At 74.9% G+C, this 18,003-nt stretch carries 14 protein-coding genes; 6 read left to right on the top strand and 8 right to left on the bottom strand.

Going from position 1 to position 18,003, the window contains the following annotated elements:
• The first annotated feature begins 17 nt into the window (after positions 1-17).
• The 3 genes from AC067J_RS32060 to AC067J_RS32050 all read left to right on the top strand — a co-directional run bounded on the left by AC067J_RS32060 (position 18) and on the right by AC067J_RS32050 (position 4,427).
• The gene (locus AC067J_RS32060) at positions 18-2,489 is read left to right on the top strand and encodes a molybdopterin cofactor-binding domain-containing protein (RefSeq protein WP_478305186.1); all 2,472 of its coding nucleotides are present in this window, start codon (positions 18-20) and stop codon (positions 2,487-2,489) included.
• A gap of 97 nt (positions 2,490-2,586) precedes the next feature.
• Positions 2,587-3,054 carry a (2Fe-2S)-binding protein gene (locus tag AC067J_RS32055; protein WP_478305184.1) on the top strand — a complete coding sequence of 156 codons (468 nt, stop codon included), beginning with the start codon at positions 2,587-2,589 and terminating at the stop codon, positions 3,052-3,054.
• A 125-nt stretch (positions 3,055-3,179) separates the two neighbouring features.
• A complete protein-coding gene (locus tag AC067J_RS32050; RefSeq protein WP_478305182.1) occupies positions 3,180-4,427 on the top strand; it encodes an alpha/beta hydrolase family protein in 1,248 nt (415 codons plus the stop codon).
• Between the two features lie 221 nt (positions 4,428-4,648).
• Here the strand turns inward: AC067J_RS32050 and AC067J_RS32045 are convergent, their stop codons facing one another.
• The 4 genes from AC067J_RS32045 to AC067J_RS32030 all read right to left on the bottom strand — a co-directional run bounded on the left by AC067J_RS32045 (position 4,649) and on the right by AC067J_RS32030 (position 8,275).
• A complete protein-coding gene (locus tag AC067J_RS32045) occupies positions 4,649-5,248 on the bottom strand; it encodes a TIGR03086 family metal-binding protein (RefSeq protein ID WP_478305180.1) in 600 nt (199 codons plus the stop codon).
• Between the two features lie 307 nt (positions 5,249-5,555).
• Positions 5,556-6,311, bottom strand: a complete 756-nt coding sequence (locus AC067J_RS32040; RefSeq protein ID WP_478305178.1) for an SDR family NAD(P)-dependent oxidoreductase — start codon at positions 6,309-6,311, stop codon at positions 5,556-5,558.
• A 247-nt stretch (positions 6,312-6,558) separates the two neighbouring features.
• Positions 6,559-6,990, bottom strand: a complete 432-nt coding sequence (locus AC067J_RS32035) for a peptidase inhibitor family I36 protein (protein WP_478305176.1) — start codon at positions 6,988-6,990, stop codon at positions 6,559-6,561.
• Positions 6,991-7,360: 370 nt separating this feature from the next.
• Positions 7,361-8,275, bottom strand: a complete 915-nt coding sequence (locus tag AC067J_RS32030) for a LysR family transcriptional regulator (protein WP_478305175.1) — start codon at positions 8,273-8,275, stop codon at positions 7,361-7,363.
• A 115-nt stretch (positions 8,276-8,390) separates the two neighbouring features.
• Here AC067J_RS32030 and AC067J_RS32025 point away from each other — a divergent pair, with 115 nt between their 5' ends.
• Both AC067J_RS32025 and AC067J_RS32020 read left to right on the top strand, forming a co-directional pair.
• The gene (locus AC067J_RS32025; protein WP_478305173.1) at positions 8,391-9,203 is read left to right on the top strand and encodes an inositol monophosphatase family protein; all 813 of its coding nucleotides are present in this window, start codon (positions 8,391-8,393) and stop codon (positions 9,201-9,203) included.
• A 49-nt stretch (positions 9,204-9,252) separates the two neighbouring features.
• Positions 9,253-9,891: an NADPH-dependent F420 reductase gene (locus tag AC067J_RS32020; protein WP_478305171.1), complete on the top strand. Its 639-nt coding sequence runs from the start codon at positions 9,253-9,255 to the stop codon at positions 9,889-9,891.
• A 575-nt stretch (positions 9,892-10,466) separates the two neighbouring features.
• On the opposite strand, the gene AC067J_RS32015 is transcribed toward AC067J_RS32020, so the two are convergent.
• From AC067J_RS32015 to AC067J_RS32000, 4 genes are all read right to left on the bottom strand, one after another.
• Positions 10,467-11,234: a transglycosylase family protein gene (locus AC067J_RS32015; RefSeq protein ID WP_478305169.1), complete on the bottom strand. Its 768-nt coding sequence runs from the start codon at positions 11,232-11,234 to the stop codon at positions 10,467-10,469.
• Between the two features lie 662 nt (positions 11,235-11,896).
• A complete protein-coding gene (locus tag AC067J_RS32010; protein ID WP_478305168.1) occupies positions 11,897-12,565 on the bottom strand; it encodes a response regulator in 669 nt (222 codons plus the stop codon).
• 214 nt (positions 12,566-12,779) lie between these two features.
• On the bottom strand, positions 12,780-14,489 hold the full coding sequence (locus tag AC067J_RS32005) for a sensor histidine kinase (RefSeq protein WP_478305166.1): 1,710 nt from the start codon (positions 14,487-14,489) through the stop codon (positions 12,780-12,782).
• Between the two features lie 293 nt (positions 14,490-14,782).
• The gene (locus tag AC067J_RS32000; protein WP_478305164.1) at positions 14,783-17,374 is read right to left on the bottom strand and encodes a SpoIIE family protein phosphatase; all 2,592 of its coding nucleotides are present in this window, start codon (positions 17,372-17,374) and stop codon (positions 14,783-14,785) included.
• 177 nt (positions 17,375-17,551) lie between these two features.
• Between AC067J_RS32000 and AC067J_RS31995 the strand changes: the two genes are divergently transcribed.
• Complete coding sequence (locus AC067J_RS31995) at positions 17,552-17,956, top strand: DUF4326 domain-containing protein (RefSeq protein WP_478305162.1); 405 nt, start codon at positions 17,552-17,554, stop codon at positions 17,954-17,956.
• Positions 17,957-18,003 lie beyond the last annotated feature (47 nt).

The raw sequence follows: 18,003 nt of genomic DNA, 5'->3' as shown, positions 1-18,003 counted from the left end.
CATCCGCGTTCGCGAACGTGAACACGACCAGTCCCGTCCGACCCCGCGGACGCCGTTACCCGTTCGCGCACCCGAACACCGTCCGGCACCGGGGCCGGGGCCCTCGAAGACCCGCCCCGCCGGAGCCGTCACCGGCTCGAAGGGCTCCTCCCATCAGCACCTCCATCGCACCCCCGGACGGCACCGCCGACCCCACCGGCACCCACCTCACCGGCACCGTTCACCCCGCGGGCGCCACCGCCCCCGCCGAGCAGCGGTCCGAGCCGACCGGCCGCCGCCGCTTCCTCACCTACCTGCTCGCCGCGCCCACCCTCACCGTCGCCGCCCGGGCCGGCCTCGACGCCGCCGCGCCGACCACCGCCCAGGCCGCCGTCCACGCCGCCGCCCGCGCCGCGGCCCCCGCCTCCGAAACGTCCGCCGCCCCCTCGCAGTTGCTCGGCCTGCCCGGCATCCCGGACATCCTCGACCTCGGCGACGCCCTGCTCGTGGCCGGCCTGCCCACCGCCCACCTCCTGGTCCTGGAGATCACCGCCGCCGGGCGTGCCGTGCTCCACCTCCCCCGCCTGGAGGTCGGCCAGGGCCTCACCACCACGGTCGCCATGCTGGTCGCGGAGGAGCTCGACGCCCGCCTCGGCGACGTCGACATCCCGCTCTCCGACGGTCGCCCCGACCTGCTGTTCAACCAGCTCACCGGCGCCTCCAACTCGGTCCGCACGCTCTACGACCCGGTCCGCGCCGCGGCCGCGGCCGCCCGCGCGCGACTGGTCACCGCCGCCGCCCGCCGCTGGTCGCTGCCGGCCGGCACGCTGCGCACCGCCGACTCCGCCGTACTCGCCCCCGACGGCCGCCGCGCCGGCTACGGCGAACTCGCCGCCGCTGCCGCCGCCATCGCCGTCCCCGCGGTGCCCGCCACGCCCAAGCCCGCCGACCAGCGGCGTCTGGTGGGCCGCCCCACCGGCCGGATCGACGCCCGCGACATCGTCACCGGCCGCGCCAAGTACGCCGGCGACCTCGCCGTTCCCGGCGCGGTGCCCACCGTGGTCGCCCGCCCCACCACCATCAACGGCACCCTCGCCTCCCTCGACGCCTCCGCCGCCCGCGGCATGCCCGGCGTGCTCGGCGTGGTGACCGTCCCGAGCGGCGTCGCCGTGCTCGCCGAGACCTTCGACCAGGCGCTCAAGGCCCGCGACGCGCTGCGGACCTCCTGGCACCCCGGCCCGGTCGCCGCGCTCTCCGACGCCGACATCCGGTCCAGGCTCCGCGCCGCGCACGCGCCGTTCCTCATCCCACCGCTGCTCACCCAGTACGTGGACGGCGAGTTCGACTTCGCCTTCGTCAACCACGCGCCGATGGAGGTGCTGACGGCCGTCGCCGACGTCCGGCCGCACCGCGCCGAGATCTGGTTCGCCTCGCAGACCCCGGTCGTCGCCCAGCAGACCATCGCCGCCGAACTCGGCCTGCCGCAGGACGCCGTAACCGTCCACATGGTGCGCGGCGGCGGCTCCTTCGGCCGGCGGCTCTTCTTCGACGCCGCGCTGGAGGCCGCCCTGATCTCCCGCGCCGCCGGCCGCCCGGTCAAGCTGATGTGGACCCGCAACGACGACATGCGGCACGGCCGGATGCGCCCCGCCAGCCACCACCGGATCCGCGCCACCTACGGCCTCGGCCAGGTGCTCAGCTACGAGCACCGGGCGGCCACGGTCACGACCGACTTCGGCCACGGCCTCGGCGAGGCGCTCACCGCCGCCGGCTTCCAGCTCTCGGTCGCGGGGCTCTCGCTCGCCCAGGCGTTCTTCCTGCTCAGCGAGAAGAACCCGTACAACGTGGGCATCCCGACCCAGCTGCTCGCCGAGGTCCCGCTGGCGATGCACACCGGCAGCTGGCGGTCCGTCTACTCGGGCACCGTGCGGGTCGCCGACGAGATCATGACGGACGAGCTGGCGCGCCGCTTCGGCCAGGACCCGGTCGCCTTCCGCCGGGCCCGGCTGCGCGACGCCGGCGGCCGGGCCGTCCTCGACAAGGTCGCCCAGGCGGGCCGCTGGGGCCGGGCCATGCCGGCGGGCCAGGCCCAGGGCATCGGCTACCACGACGAGAACGGCGGCCGCGCCGCCTACCTGGTCGAGCTCGACGCCACCGACCCGCGGCAGCCGCGCGTCACCAAGGCCGTGATCGCCGCCGACGTCGGCACCGTCATCAACCCCACCGGCTTGGAGGCGCAGCTGACCGGCGCGCTGATCGACGGCATCTCGGTCGTCCTCCAGGCGGGCAACCACATCGACCACGGCGCGGTCCGCGAGGGCAGCTTCGCCGACTTCCGGTACGCCCGCCAGCGCCACAGCCCGCCGGTGGTGGAGATCCACCTCCTGCCGCCGAGCGGGCCGCCCGGCGGTGCGGGCGAGCTGGGCGTGCCGGCCGCGTCGGCCGCGGTCGCCAACGCCTACGCCCGGGCGACCGGCACCAGCCCGCGGTCCTTCCCCATCGACTTCTGACAACCCGGCCCCCGCCGCCCCTCGTACCGCCCGCGCGTCCCGCGCAACGCCTTCCGCGCCCTCGCCGCCCCACGACCCCGAAGGACACCCGTCCCCCATGTCCAGCCACACCTTCGTCCTCAACGGGCAGCCGGTCACCGTCGAGGCACCGGACGACATGCCGCTGCTCTGGGTCCTGCGCGACAAGCTCGGCGTCACCGGCCCCAAGTACGGCTGCGGCGTCGGCGTCTGCCGCGCCTGCACGAGCCATCTGGACGGCGAGGAGTTCCAGCCCTGCACGGTGGCGGTCAAGGACTGCGCCGGCCGTCGGGTCACCACCATCGAGGGCCTCGCCGACGGCGACGTCCTGCACCCCGTCCAGGAGGCCTGGCTTGAGTGCGACGTCGCCCAGTGCGGCTTCTGCCAGCCCGGGCAGATCATGACCGCCGTCGCCCTGCTCCGCCACACCCCGGCCCCCACCGACGCCGACGTCGACCGGATCCAGAACATCTGCCGCTGCGGCACCTACCCCCGCATCCGCGAGGCCATCAAGCGCGCGGCCGCCCGGACCGCCCCCGGCGCCTGAACCGGAGGCGGACCCCGGGCCCGGGCCGATCCGCAGGACACGCCCTCGGCCGGACGGGCCCTAGCCAGCACCGGTCCAGTCCACCTAGGGTGAAGAGCCGTCAGGATCACCGAACCGAGGGGTGGATGACGATGCTCCGGCGCCGTTCCCTGCTGACCGTCGCAGGCCTGGGCGGCGCTGCGCTCGCCCTGCCCACCGCCCTGCCCACCGCCGTGGCACAGGCCGCACCCGCCGCCCCGCCCGCACCGGCGGCCGGCTCCCCGGCCCCGGTGTCGGCGCCCGCGCCCGCCGCCCGGCCCGGCACGCCACGGCCGATCGACCTGCCCGCGCCGACCGTGCGACGGACGGTCGGGACGGTGTCGCTGCACCTCGTGGACGAGGGCCGGCAGGACCCCTTCGCGCCCGTACCGGGGCCGCGCGAGCTGATGGTGCAGCTCTGGTACCCGGCACTCGGCAGCGGGGGCGCACCGCGCGCCGCGTACACCACGCCCCGGGTGGGGGCGGCCTTCGAGGAGACGCTGCCGGTGGACCCGGGCACCATCGCGGCGCTCCGCCCGACCGCCCGCACCGGGGCGCCCGCGGCACCGGGGCCGCTGCCCCTGCTGCTGCTCGGCCACGGCCGTCAGGGCGGGCGGAGCAACTGCACGGCGCTGGCGGAGGAGTTGGCGGCACACGGCTATCTGGTCGCCTCGATCGACCACACCTACGACGCGGCCGCCGTTGAGTTCCCGGACGGGCGGCTGGTCCGCAGCGTGCTGGAGGCGGACCCGGCCGACTGGGACGCCGCCGAGCGCAAGGAGATCGCCGCCCGGGTCGGCGACCTGCGCTTCGTGGCCACGGAGTTGACCACGGGGCGGACCTCCCGACGGGCCGGACTCCCGCGCGCCGACCGGCGGCGGATCGGCGCCTTCGGCCACTCGATGGGCGGTTCGGCGGCCGCCGAGGCGGTCCGCCAGGACAGCCGGTTCGCGGCGGGCCTCAACCTGGACGGCGGCTTCTTCGGCTCGCCGGTCGCCGACGAGGGCCTGGACCGGCCGTTCCTGCTGCTCACCTCGCTGGCGGACCACGACACCTGGCAGCGCTGGCGCGAGCACCAGCGCGGCTGGGGGCGCCAGTTGCAGCTGCGCGGCGCCGGCCACCTGAGCTTCACCGACCTGCCGCACGCCGCCGGCCCGGGCGGCCTCGCGGACCACCTGCCGACCGACGTCTACGCCGCACTCCTCGGCACCGTCGCCCCGGCGCGGGCCACCGCGGTGTCCCGCGCCTACGTCCTGGCGCACTTCGACCGCTTCCTGGGCGGCCGCCCGTCCGCGCTCCTGGAGGCCCCCTCCCGGCGCTACCCGGAGGTCGCCTTCGTCTGGACCCGCGGCTGACCGGACCGGGCCCGCCCACGGCAGTCACCCACCTGCGCCGGTGGGACCGGACCGACCGGCGGCACTCCGCCGCCGTGGCCTCCTCCATTGCCGTCGGAGGAGGCCACGCCTGCGAGGAAGCTCCGGCAGGCGCCCCGTGCAGGACAGCCGGATGGCGAGCCGGGCCGCTGCACGCTCCGGGGCGGCGGGGGCCGGTCGCCCGCACCCCCGGCGCGCGGGTCTCAGACGGACGCCTCCGGATCCCGCCCGAAGAACGCGACGAGCCGGTCGTACACCGGCGCGCCCTCGTCGACCTTCACCTCCGGGCCGAACGCGTGGTTCTCCTCCTCGCTCCCCCGGTACTCCGGTCGCAGCGCGCCGCGCCCCCAGGCCAGCGACGCCTCGCCGACCTCGTGGTCGAGTCCGGCCGTCGACTGACCGGTCGCCTTCGCCAAGTCCCATGCGTGTACGGCGAATTCGGCGATCTGCTGGTCCAGCGGGAAGCGGGCGGGCAGCTCGCCCATGCCGGGCACCTCGATGACACCGTCGAGGTCGCCGGCCTGCCGCCAGGCGGCCACCAGACGCTCCGCACCGGCCTCGAACCGGTGCAGCCAGTCGTCCTCGACCCGCTCGAAGGACTGCGACCAGTCCGGCGTGCCGCCCTCGGCCCGGACGGTGAACTGCTCCAGGTCGAACAGGAGATGGCTGATCAGCTGACCGACATCCCAGGACCGGCAGACGGTCGGATGACCGGCCTGCTCGGCGCCGGCGCCGTCGATCAGTCCGGCGGTCTGTGCGAGCGCGCGGGCGAGCAGCTCGATCGGGTCTTCCGCTCCGGTCATGACGCACCTCTCGGATCACTCGGAAACCCGTGTGCGGGCGTGCCCACGCGGACGCGCGCCCGCACACGTGGTCGGACGGCCGATCGTAAACGGCACCACTGACAACCGGCCCGGACCAACACCCCGAACCGGCCGCCATCTTGGATATCACCGCCGGCCCCCGACGGCCCCCGGCGGCCCCCTGCGGTCCCCGGCGCCAACCGGCGGTCCCCGGCGATCCACACCGATCCGCCGCGATCGGACATTGATCAGCCGCGATCCGCCGCAATCCCCCGCGATCAGTCGCGATCGGCCATTGATCCGCTCGTCAGACGGCGAAGCCGCCGTCGACCGCGAGCTCGGCGCCCGTGATGTAGCGGCCCTCCTCTCCGGCCAGGTGGGCCACGGTCGCGGCGACGTCGGCCGCCCGGCCGAACGCGCCGAGCGCGGTGAACCCCGCCTGGAACTCGGCGGACGGCCCGTCCGCCGGGTTCATGTCCGTGTCGATCGGGCCCGGGTGGACCACGTTGGCGGTGATCCCGCGCGGGCCGAGCTCACGGGCCAGCGCCTTGGTGAGCCCGATCAGCGCCGACTTGCTGGTCGCGTACAGGCTGCCGCCGGGGAAGGCGTTGCGCTTGGCGATACAGCTGCCGATGGTCACGATCCGGCCGCCCTCGGTCAGGTGCCCGGCGGCGGCCTGGGCGAACAGGAACGGGGCGCGGACGTTGACCTCCAGCACCCGGTCCACGTCGTCCAGACCGATCTCGTCGATCGGGCCGATCACGCCCACCCCGGCGTTGTTGACCAGGATGTCGAGCCGCCCGAACCGTTCGGCGACCGCGGCCACCACGGCCCGCACCTCCTGCGGGTCCGCGCTGTCCGCGCGGACCGCCCAGCCGCGCCGCCCCATCGCGGTGATCTTGGCCGCGACCGCCTCGGCCCGCTCCGCGCTGCCGAGGTAGGTCAGCGCGACGTCCGCGCCGTCCTCGGCCAGCCGGAGCGCGACCGCCTCCCCGATGCCCCGGCTGCCGCCGGTCACCAGGGCCACCTTGCCGTCGAGCTTGGCCAGCACAGTCGTAGTCATATCGTCGGAACTCCTTGCCTCGTTCGTGGACATGACTCGATCCTCCGGCCTCGCCGCCCGAGGATCCGGCGGTATTCAGACGTCGAGTTCAACGTTCAACAACCGACCTCGCGGGTCGGCCCCGAGGGGGCTCGAACGGCAGCCGGACCGGTCGCCCGCCCTCCGGCACCAGCAGGTGCCGCCGCGCCCGGCACCGGGCCCACGGGCATGTCCACGGGCATGTCCGCGGGCAGTCCCTGCCACCCGGCTAGGCGCCGCACGGCGTGCCGTTGATCTTCAGCGAGTGGGTGACGTCGTTGAGCTGGTACGAGCGCAGGTCGTGGATCGAACCTCCGTCGCTCCCCACACACACGTGCCGACCGAAGTAGTTGTCCTTCTGATAGACCCGTGCGGTCCGGCCACTGTTGTTGATCACCGAACTTCCCGCCCCCCGGATGTAGTCCGGCAGATGCCGGACACTCCCGTCGACGGCCCGCTTGACATAGGGCTGACCGACGAAATCGATGTCCGGGTAGATGCACACGAACCCGCGGGGACACGCGATCCTGTCCCGGTGCTGTGCGACGGCCGAACCGTTGCCCGAGGAGGCCTGAGCGGGCGAGGCACCGGTCAGCACCGAGGTCAAGGCCACGGCCGCCCCGGCGAACGCCAACGACGTACGGGCACGCATGCTGCGCATGGGATGTTCCCTTCGGTAGTTCTTCGTGCGGTGGGGTGATGACGCGTCGGATCGAGTCGGCAACGGCCCAGTGGCACACGGCACCGTGCTCTCCGGCAGATCCGGAAGGGCTGCGGAGGGCCTGTCCAGCCGAACCGTTTCCGCATGCGGCCGACCACGCACGTTCACACGCAGGGGCTACCTGCAGGCGCCCCGGTTCGGACTCGCGTTCTCATCGGTATCGGCCGGCCGCTCGATTCACCCACGGGAGTCACCGCCGTAGCCGCACCAGGTGACCTGCCGGCGCACCGCAGGACTCGGCCGCCGCCCGTGCGGCACGGCCGGCACTCCATGCCCGGGTCGCAGCCTTCTGCGAGGACGACGACGACCGTCAGGAGGCGGTCGGCGCCGCGAACAGTGCCCGGACGGTCTCGGTGGCCAGGTTGCGCAGCCAGGTGTGGGCGCGGTCGTCGTCGTAGCGCTGGTGCCACAGCAGGTACAGCGGGACCTCGGGCAGTGGGAGTGGCAGGGGCAGGGTGACCAGGCCGAGCCGTTCCCGGGCGGTGCGGGTGACCGCGTCGGGGAGGGTGACCACGAGGTCGCTGTCGAGGGCGAGTCGCAGGGCGAAGGCGGCGGTGGGCCCGGCGGCGACGACGTGTCGTTCGAGGCCGCGGTGGGCCAGGGCGTCGTCGATCGGGTCGCGCAGGCTCCCGCGTCGCGAAACGGTGAGGTGCTGGGCGGCCGCGTAGCGCTCGATGCCCAGCGGCCCGTCGGTGAGGGGGTGGCCCGGGCGGACGGCGACGGCCAGCCTGTCGCTGCCGACCAGGCGGTGGCGGATGTCGGGGAGCGTCGGAGCGCTGGAGCCGGATTCGAGGTCGACCTCGCCCCGGCGCAGCTCGGCGTCGTCCGTGCCGGGTTCGGCGGGCAGGCGCAGCCGGACGCCGGGCGCCTGGCGTCGGACGGCCGTGATCAGGGCGCTGCCGCAGGCGGCGGTGAGGGTGTCGTGCCAGCGCACGGTGAACACCCGTTCCAGCGAAGCCAGTTCGAGTTCCTGCTGCGCCGAGAGGAGGTGCTGGGCCTGCTGGACGAGGGTGTGGACCTGGGCGCGCATGGCGAGTGCGCGGGTGGTGGGGACCATGCTGCGGCCGGTGCGGACCAGGATCTGGTCGCCGGTGGCCTTGCGGATCCGGCCCAGGGAGCGGCTCATCGCCGGTGCGGTGACGTGCAGGCGGGCTGCGGCGCCGGCGACGCTGCCCTCCTCCAGCAGGGCGTCCAGGGCGGTGAGGAGGTTCAGGTCCAGTTGCATGGCAGTCACTCTACAAGTGCATAGCATGCACTTGTTGTTAATGGCCAGGGGTCCTACCTTCGAAGTGCGGGCGAGAGAGGGACCGCCCGCACACATCGAACCCAGGAGGCCTTCCATGAGCACCGCCATGCCTTTCGCCGCCGACCAGGCGCTGCTGTCCGAGGTGTCCGCCGCGGTGGGGACCGCCGGTCTCACGCTGCGCGAGCGCCACACCCCGCACGCCCGGGGCGTGAGCCTGGACGAGGTCGTCGCCGAGATCCACGCCAACGACGACGCGGTGCTGGAGGTGCTGTTGGAGCCGCTGCTACGGGCCCGGCCCGGATCGCGGTGGGCCGAGGACGAGCTGGCCGGCGGTGCGCTCCCGCCCGGGGAGTGGTGGGTCGTCGACCCGGCCGAGGGCAACATCAACCACGTGCACGGCATGGACGACTGGTCCGTGACCGCCACCCTGGTCCGCGACAACCGGCCGGTGCTCACCGTCGTCCACCTGCCGCTGACCGGCGACACCTACACCGCGGTGGCCGGCGGCGGTGCCCGTCTCAACGACCGGCCCCTGAAGGTGTCCGCCAAGACCGACCTGGGCGCCGCGCTCGTCGGCACCGGCCAGGCCCGGCCCGGGGAGGACGAGCGCACCTTCCGGCGGATCGGCGACTCGGTCACCGCCCTGCTGGTCAACGGCCTCGTCGTGCGAGTCTCCGTCCCCGCCACGATGCAGCTCATCCACGTCGCCGCCGGACGCATGGACGCGTTCTGGCAGTTCTCCGACGTCCGCTCCGGTCTGGTCGCGGGCGCCCTGCTGGTCTCCGAGGCCGGCGGCACCGTCACCGACCTGGCGGGCGAGCCCTGGCACACGGGCAGCCGCGACTTCCTGGCCGCCGCCCCCGGCATCCACACCGCCGCCCGCGAGGTCCTCGCGCCGATCGCCTGAGCGGGCGCCTCCGCTCCACCCACCCCGAGACCGCAAGGAGCACCACCTCGTGACCACCATCGGCATCCTGGGCGCCGGCCGCGTCGGCACCGACCTCGCCCGCAAGCTCTCCGCGGCCGGACACCGCGTCACCCTCGGCGCCCGGAACCCGGACGAAGCCGCGGCCCCTGCCGCCTCCCCGCACGTCGCGCTCGCCGACCACCGCACCACCGCCCGCACGGCGGACGTGGTGATCAACGCGACACCCGGCCACACCTCCCTGGAGCGCCTGGCCGGCCTGCGCGCCGAGCTCGCCGGGAAGATCCTGGTCGACGTCTCCAACGCCACCCACGACGCCGCGGACGGCCTGCCCGGCGACCTCTGCTACCCCGGCGGCAGCCTCGCCGAGCAACTCCAGGCAGCCCTCCCCGACACCCACGTGGTCAAGACCCTCAACACCATGCTGTTCACGGTGATGACCGCCCCCGAAACCCTGGCCACCCCGCCGACCGCGTACCTCTCGGGCGACGACCAGCACGCCAAACGGACCGTCACCGGCCTGCTCGGCGACCTGGGCTGGCAGCCCGGATGGATCGAGGACCTCGGCGGCATCACCACGGCCCGGGCCACCGAAGCCATGATCCTCGTCGTGCCCCACGTCCTGCGCCGGGACGGCTTCAAGCCCTTCGCCGTCTCCCTCGTCCGCTGAGCCGCCGAGGCCGGGTGACGACACAACACCCCGTCTCTGCCGCCGAAACTCCCACCCTGTGCCTGACCGGCGCAAACGCGGCCCACACCCGGCACGCCGGACCGACACGCCGGTGCCCACCGATCCGCCGATCCACCGATCCACCGACACGCCGAACGGCCGCCCCGGGTAGGGGCGGCCGTTCAGGGATCCGGAACCGTGTCGCGCCGGCCGCCGCCGGACCGCCACACCCCGCGGGCGGCCCCGGACGGGAGCGGCCGCCCGGGGCCGGCGCGGAACGGGACGACGGAGAGCCGGACCGACGCGGAGCGGATTCCGGCGGAGAGCGGATTCCGGGCCCTGCGCACGGAGCCGCACCTCACTCCGGCAGTCGGACCCGAGCGGTCGGTTCCCGAGGGTCGGCCCGGGACGGCCGGGGTCGGAGCGCCGGAGCACGACCCTTCGCGGCACGGCCTGTCAGGAAGTGATCCGTCACGCGACGGGCCCCGTCAGGACACGGGCTTTCGGGAGGGGGTGCGGGCACTCAGGGCGTGGGCTTTCAGAACACGGGCCGTCAGGGTCGGACGGCCCGGGACTCAGACCGTCAGGGTCTGGCCCGGGAAGATCAGGTTCGGGTTGCCGCCGATCGCCCGGGCGTTCTTGGCGTGCAGGCTCGCGGTCGCGGTGCCGAACTTGGCCGCGATGCCGCTCAGCGTGTCACCGCTCTTGACGGTGTAGCTGCCGCCGGCGGTGTTCTTCTCGGAGGCGGCGGGCTTGGCCGGCTTCGCGGCCTCCTGGGCCGGGGCCTTCCGGGGCTGCGGCTTCTGGCTCTGGCCCTGGTCCTGCGCCGGCTGCTGCTTGGCGGCCGGCTTGGCCGGCTGCTCCTTCGCCGGCTGCTGCGCCTTGGGCGCCGGCGCGGTGGTGTCGACGGCGGCCGGTGCGCCGCCCCTGGCGAGACCCGCCTTGGCCGAGCAGACGGGCCAGGCGCCCGGGCCCTGCGAGGCGAGGACCTTCTCGGCGACGGCGATCTGCTGCGCCCTGGTCGCCTGGCTGGCCTGCGAGGCGTACGCGGTGCCGCCGTACGCCTTCCAGGTCGAGGGGGTGAACTGCAGTCCGCCGTAGAAGCCGTTCCCGGTGCTGATGCTCCAGTTCCCGCCGCTCTCGCACTGGGCGACGGAGTCCCAGGCCGAGACGGGTGCGGCGGAGGCCGAGGTGGCCGTGACGAGGCCGGCCACCGGCAGGGCCGCGACGGCGGCTCCGGCCACGACAGCCATCCGGACACGGTTGCGCTTGGTGGCGCCGGTGCTCGCGGTGGTGGTGCTGTCGGCGGTGGTGGCAGCGGCGGTCTCGTGACGGGGATCCATGGAAGTCCTCTCGACAAGCCCCGGGCAGGCATGCGGAACCAGACCCCTGCCGGGGCCGGTCACCGCTCCCTCGCTCGATGGGCGGCCGCGCACGTGTCCGACGTGCCGTGCCGCCCCGGCCACCTCCGCTCGCCGTCGGCCTGTTCGAGCCGGCCGGATCGGCGGGCACGGCCCTCGCGCCGGGGGTCAGTCGGCGGGCCGTGCATCGGGGTGAACCCGGGTGGTGCTCGTTGCACCGCCAATGAAGCTACGGGCGCTACCGGGCCGCTTCAAGCAGTTCTTGGACGCCGCAGGTCAGTTGACTGTTACCGGCGGTATTGATCATGAAACCGCCTCCGATTCGACCGACTTTGACCGGATTTCCAGGCCCAAACGATCGATTTCCGTGCCCTCGCTCACATCGGACGGACCGCGGGGCCGCCCGCGTCGTCCACCCTGAGCCACCATCAGCCGACGCTCCGTCACCACCGTCATCGGAGTTCCCGGTTCCGCGCCCCGCCGACGTGGCGTTCACCACCACCACTACTGAACGTCACCAAAAAGCCACTCAGATCACCGCAGGCGATCAGTCCGTACCGAGACGAAACGATCCGTCAGAAGCCTTCCGCGAAGCGCCCACAGGGCCTCCGGCGCCCGCCGGACCCCACGGCCGCCCCCGCCCGTCAGTGCCCGCCGTCCAGACCCGCGTCCCGGGCCAGCAGTGCCGCCTGCACCCGGTTCTCGCACCCCAGCTTGGCGAGGATCCGGCTGACGTAGGTCTTCACCGTCGCCTCGCTCATGTGGATCCGGGCGCCGGCGTCCGCGTTGGAGAGCCCCTCCCCCAGGAGTGCCAGCACCTCCAGCTCGCGCCCGGTCAGCACCTCCAGCCGCCGCCGGGCGTCCGCCCCGCGCGCCGCCCCCGGGCCGGAGCGCTCGGCCGCCAGCGAGTCCACGATGTGGCGGGTGGCGGCCGGGGAGAGGAAGGCGTGTCCGGTGGCGGCGGCACGGACCGCCTGGATCAGCTCGGCCGGAGCGGTGTCCTTCAGCAGGAAGCCGGCACCACCGTCGCTCACGGCGCGCAGCACGTTGTCCCGCTCCCCGAAGGTCGTGAGGATCAGCGCCCGCGCGCCGGGCGCGCTCCTCGGCAGCTCGGCGAGCGCCGTGAGCCCGTCCATCACCGGCATCTGGATGTCCAGCAGGACGACGTCGACCCGGTGCGCGCGGGCGAGCTCCAGGGCCTGCCGGCCGTCGGACGCCTCGGCCACCACGTCGATGTCGTCGGCGGAGGACAGGATCATCCTGATCCCGGCCCGGATGAGCGGCTCGTCGTCGGCGACGAGGACTCGGATCACTGCTGGTCATCCCCTTGAACTGGTCCTGACGGCGCTGCACTGGACCCCCCGGTGCTGCCGGGGACCATCCTCACACCTCCGCGCGCCCCCGGCCGGACCGGGTGGCACCGCCGGAACGCGCCCGCACCACGCGAACACGCCCGCGCCGTCCGAACGGGCCCGCACCACCGAACGCCCACTCCCGCCGCAACGGGCGGCGCCGACGGCGCCCGCGTCAGAGCGACACCTGGTAGTGCTGCTTCTCCACCAGCACGCCGTCCTTGAAGCAGAACCGGACGACGTTGTCGCCGCGCCAGCCCTCGTCGTCGCTGTCCGCGATGAAGTAGCGGCAGGACGATCCGGCCGGCGGGGTGGGACCGCCGCGCTCCAGGTCCTTGGTGAAGAAGGGGTTGCCCGGCGGCAGCCCGCGCTTCACGTCCGCCTCGGCCGAGCCCACCTGCACCGAGTCGAACTGCGGCGGCCGCACGGTCGACTCGTCGGTGGCCCGCACGAAGGCGACGACCCCCCAGACCAGCAGGGCGAGCACGGCCAGCACCACCACGGCCCCGCCGATCGCGCAGCCGATCGCCGGGCTGCGCCGCCGGGGCGGAGCGGCCTCGACCGGCGGAAGGCCGTCCAGCGCCCATTCCGGCACCTCACCGGGCACGCCCGGCCCGCCGTCACCGGCTCCGCCGGATCCGCCGGCCGCGCCCCCGGCGCCCTCCGCGCCCCCGTAGGGCAGCACGGCGGCCAGCCGGAACCCGGCGTCGGCCGTCGGCCCGGCGTGCACCATGCCCCCGACCAGCCGGGCCCGCTCGCGCAGGCCGGTCAGCCCCTGCCCGCCGCTCACCACCGGGGTGGCGGCACCGGCACGCACGCCCACCGGCTCCGGTGCCCCCGGGTTCACCACCTCCACCACCAGCGCGTCCGGCTCGTACCGGAGCGCGACACTGATCGGCGCACCCGGGGCGTGCTTGTGCGCGTTGGTGAGCGCCTCCTGGACGGTCCGGTACGCCGCGTGCCCGACGGACGCGGCGAGGGTCCGGCGCTCACCGTCCTGGACGAAGGAGACCACCGTCCCGGCGGCCCGCGAGGAGTCGACCAGCCGCTCGATCCCGTCCACGCCGCCGGTCCCGCCACCGCCGGCCCCCGCACCGGCGCCCGCTCCGGCCGGGACCGCGGTCGACTCGTCGTGCAGCACGCCGACCACCTCGCGCAGCTCCCGCATCGCGGCGACGGCGGCCAGCCGGAGCACGCCCACCGCCTCGCGCTGCCGGTCGGTCAGGGTCCGGTCGACCTCCAGCGCACCGGAGTGGACGGAGATCAGGGCGAGCTGGTGGCCCAGGCTGTCGTGCATGTCCTGGGCGATCCGGTGCCGCTCGCGCAGCCTCGCCTGGTGGGCGACCATCGCGCGCTCGCGCAGCAGCTGCCCGTTGCGCTCGCGCAGCGCGTCCATCAGGGCCCGGCGCTGCGCCCGGTACCGGCCCCAGAGCGCGGGCAGCACGGTGAGCAGCAGGAAGCCGCCCAGTGAGAGGCCGACCACCAGCTTGACCGGCGCGTGGCCGAGGTCCTTCACCACACCGCTGGCGCTCATCAGCACGAAGGCCGCGCCGAACGAACCGGCCAGCACGCCGACCCTGGTCACCCGGGCCCCGGCCGACCAGCCGGCGCAGACCAGCAGCGGCAGCGGACCGCCGCACCAGCCGGAGGCCGCCGAGGTCAGTACCAGAACGGTGGCGGGCAGGCCTCGGCGCAGGAGGAAGAGGACGGCGACGAACGGGCCGACGAAGAGGCCGAGGCCGGTCCTGCTGATCACCTCGATCAGGACGGCGAGGCCGCCGAGCAGGACCGCGCCGATCCCCTCGCGCATCACCGTCCCGAGCCGCCAGGGCCCGGGCAGCGCCGTTCGTACCGCCTTCGACCAGGCTCTTGCTATGACGTCCACCCAGCGAGGCTAACGAATCGGACGGCGTGACCGCCGCCACCCTTCGTCGTCGTCCGGGCCGACGAAAGTCGCGCGCCGCGCGCTCACGCCCCGGCGCGACCGGCCACCGACCCGCCCCGCACGCGTCCCTCGCTCCTCCCACTGCGCCCCTGCACACCCGCACCCCTACATCCCCGCGCCCCCGCGCGCCCGCTACGGTCCCGCCGCACCGGCCACCGGCCACCCGCCACCCGAGCCGCCGAACACCGCGACCTCACCGGCACACCCGGCACACCCGGCACCGGGCGGCCGCCTCACCGGTACGCGGTGAGCAGCAGCGCCACGTCGTCCACCCGGTGCGTCGAGCCCACCTCGTGCAGCAGCCGCTCCGCGAGCCGGTCCAGGCCCGCGGCCCCGTCGTCGTCCGGCCCCGCCGCCGCGCCGCCGCTCGCGAGGGCGACGCGCAGCCGGTCCACGCCCTCGTCGATCGCCGCCGCCGGGTCCTCGACCAGCCCGTCCGTGTACAGCGCGAGCAGCGAGCCCGGAGCCAGCCGCAGCTCGCTGACCGGGTACTCGGCCCGGTGGTCGACGCCGAGCAGCGGCCCGCCCGGCACGTACAGGGCCTCGGTACGCCCGTCCGGGTGGCGCAGCACCGGCGGCAGGTGGCCGGCCCGGGCGACGAGCGCGCTGCCGTCGGCGGGGGTGAGCCGGACGAGGCAGCAGCTGGCGAGCAGGCCGGGATCGAGGTCGAGCAGCAGCTGGTTGGTGCGGGCCAGGACCTCGTCCGGCGGGTGGCCGACGGTGGCGAAGGCCCGGACGGCGCTGCGCAGCTGGCCCATGGTGGCGGCGGCGCCGACGCTGTGCCCCTCGACGTCGCCGATGACCAGGGTCAGGTCCCGGCCGGTGACGATGGCGTCGTACCAGTCGCCGCCGATCTCCATGCCCTGGGTGCCGGGCAGGTAGCGGGCGGCGATCCCGATGCCGTCCAGGCGGGGGAGCCGGTGCGGGAGCAGTGCCTGCTGGAGGCCCCGGGCGAGGGCGAACTCGGCGTCGTAGAGTCGGGCGCGTTCCAGGGCCTGGGCGATGAAGCCGCCGAGCGCGGTGAGCAGGCCGCGTTCCTCCAGGGTGAACGAGCGCGCCTGGTCGAAGCCGAGGATGCAGCTGCCGACCGGGTGGCCGGAGGCGATCAGGGGCAGGAAGGCCCAGGCGCCCATCTCGTCCATCGCGATGCCGGGGTAGGCGGCGGCGAGCTGCTCGACGGACTCGAAGAAGATCGGGGCGCCGGTGCTGAGCGTCTCGGCGCCGGGCACCCGGGCGCCGATCGGGGTGCCCTCGAAGCGGTCGAGGAACCCGTCCGGGTAGCCGCTCTGCGAGACCAGGTGCAGGCGCCTGTCCCGGACGGCGTAGATGGCGAGCTCCTGTCCGCCGAGGGCCGGCAGGATCTCGTCGGCGACCGCCCGGCAGACCTCGCGGACGGTGACGGCCTCGCTCAGCGCGCTGGCGAGCTGCAGCAGGTGGTACATGACGCCGAGGCCGGTCCAGGTGCCGGGCGCGGGCTCGGCAGGCGGTTCGTTCGCGCCCGCCGGGGGCACGGCGGCGACCACCCGGCCGGTGACGCCGTGCGCGTCCGGGTAGAGCGAGAAGGCGAGCCACTGGTCCGGCGGCCGCCGGGCGAGGAAGGCGGTGGGCTGCTGGGAGAGCAGGGAGGCCCGGTAGCGGTTCTCGTACACCGGGTCGGAGAGCCAGGGCAGGACGTTCCACGGGTGGTGGCCGAGCAGGTCCTCGCGGCGGGCCTGGAGCAGCAGCTCGACGCTGTGGTTGGCGTAGGTGATCCGGCCGTCCGGGTCGAGTGAGAAGACGCCGTCGCGCAGCCGCTCCACGGCGGCGGCCGCGGCCGTCCCGGTGCGGGTGTCGAGGACGGCGCCGACCAGGCGGGTGTGCCCGTCGGCGCCGCTTCCCGGCACCCGGGCCCAGAGTTCGACGGGGTACGGGTGGCCGTCCCGGTCCAGCACCCGCAGCCGGGCGGCGAGGACCTTGCCGTGGTCGAGGGCGCCGCGCACGGCGGCCCGGAACTCCGGCAGGTCCCCGGTGGCGATCCGGCCGGCCAGGGTCTCGGCGCGGCCGTCGAAGTCGCCGGGCGCGAGGCCGAAGATCTCGCAGAACTGGTCGTCGGCGGAGACCGCGCCGGTGGCGACGTCCCAGTCGAACAGCCCGACCCGGGTGGTGGGTGCCGACGGCGGTGTCAGTTCCACCACGGTGGTGTCGCCGTTCGGCTCGATCTGCCGTCCCTTGGCCTCCAGCGCGGCCAGTCCGGCGGCCAGCCGGTTGGCGACCGTCCTCAGGTGTCGCCGCGCGCCCTCCGGCACCCCGTCGTCGGAGGCCGGCCAGAGCACGCTGAGCACGCCGAACGTCTCCTCTCCGGCGCGGATCGGCACGCAGGCGGAGGCGAAGTCGTAAGGCAGGCCGACGGCGAGCTGGGGGAAGCGCCGCATCATGTCCTCGGTGTCGGACAGCATGACCGTCCGGCCGGTGCGGTAGCTGACCGCCGCCGGCAGCGGCCCGGCGGCGGCGATCCGCCGGAAGGGGCCGATGATCGACAGCGGCACGCCCGTGATGGCGCAGAGCACCAGCGAGCGGCGGTCGCGCGACCGCAGGTGGACGGTGGCGCCGTAGGCGTCCGAGGTGCCGAGCACCTTCCGCACGGCGGTGGCCAGCAGCGCGTCGCGCTCGGGATCGACCCCGCCCGGCACGGTGCCCGTCGGGTCGGCGGGCCGGTCCGGCGCCGCCGGTTCGGCCCGGAACGCGGCAGCGTGCTCCAGCGGGCGGTGCGGGTCGGATCGCGCGTCCCGGGCACCACCGCCGCTCGGTCGCGGACCGGGCGGGTCCGCCGGCACACCCTGGCGCATCCTCTCTTGCTACGCCGGGCCCCAGGGGCTGTCAAGACGAACCCCACCGGACGCACCCGCATCACGGCCCCCAGCGCGGCCCCGTCCCTGTCCCGTCCCTGCCCCGACGCGGCTCCGTCTCAGCCCCGACGCGGTCCCGGGATGCCCGTCCGTCGCGGCCGCGCCACCATCGTCACCATGACCCGCGACGCCCCCGGCCCGGCCGGTCCGAACGCCCCGGCCGGCCCGACCACCGTGGTCAACCTCAAGGGCCACCGGGACGACCCCGCCTTCGCCGACGTCGTCTACGTCGGCCGGGCGATGCACCGAGGCGGCTGGCACCTCGCCGAATCGCCGCTGCACTGCCCCTGGCGGCCGGGCCCGGACCTCCCCCGCGAGCGGATGCTCACCGAGTACCGCGCCTACCTGCTGGCCCGCCCCGACCTCCTCGCGCTCGTCCGCGAGCTACGCGGCCGCCGCCTCGGCTGCTGGTGCGTGCCCCTCCCCTGCCACGCCCAGGTCATCGCCGACCTCGCCGACCTCGCCAACCAGGCCGACCTCGCCAACCAGGCCGACCACGGAGCCCCCGGCACCCCCTCCTGAGCCGCCCGGACCGCCGAACCGCTCGGAGCACCCCGAGTCCGAGCGCC

The sequence above is a fragment of the Kitasatospora sp. NPDC042419 genome (assembly GCF_056437345.1).
The sequence above is the reverse complement of the archived record's forward strand: the minus strand, read 5'-3'. Positions and strand labels throughout refer to the sequence as shown.

Excerpts from the sequence above, each read along its gene's own strand:
- AC067J_RS32055 (WP_478305184.1), top strand. The coding sequence starts at position 2,587 with ATGTCCAGCCACACCTTCGTCCTCAACGGGCAGCCGGTCACCGTCGAG.
- AC067J_RS32050 (WP_478305182.1), top strand. The coding sequence starts at position 3,180 with ATGACGATGCTCCGGCGCCGTTCCCTGCTGACCGTCGCAGGCCTGGGC.
- AC067J_RS32045 (WP_478305180.1), bottom strand. The coding sequence starts at position 5,248 with ATGACCGGAGCGGAAGACCCGATCGAGCTGCTCGCCCGCGCGCTCGCA.
- AC067J_RS32040 (WP_478305178.1), bottom strand. The coding sequence starts at position 6,311 with ATGACTACGACTGTGCTGGCCAAGCTCGACGGCAAGGTGGCCCTGGTG.
- AC067J_RS32035 (WP_478305176.1), bottom strand. The coding sequence starts at position 6,990 with ATGCGCAGCATGCGTGCCCGTACGTCGTTGGCGTTCGCCGGGGCGGCC.
- AC067J_RS32030 (WP_478305175.1), bottom strand. The coding sequence starts at position 8,275 with ATGCAACTGGACCTGAACCTCCTCACCGCCCTGGACGCCCTGCTGGAG.
- AC067J_RS32025 (WP_478305173.1), top strand. The coding sequence starts at position 8,391 with ATGAGCACCGCCATGCCTTTCGCCGCCGACCAGGCGCTGCTGTCCGAG.
- AC067J_RS32015 (WP_478305169.1), bottom strand. The coding sequence starts at position 11,234 with ATGGATCCCCGTCACGAGACCGCCGCTGCCACCACCGCCGACAGCACC.
- AC067J_RS32000 (WP_478305164.1), bottom strand. The coding sequence starts at position 17,374 with ATGCGCCAGGGTGTGCCGGCGGACCCGCCCGGTCCGCGACCGAGCGGC.
- AC067J_RS31995 (WP_478305162.1), top strand. The coding sequence starts at position 17,552 with ATGACCCGCGACGCCCCCGGCCCGGCCGGTCCGAACGCCCCGGCCGGC.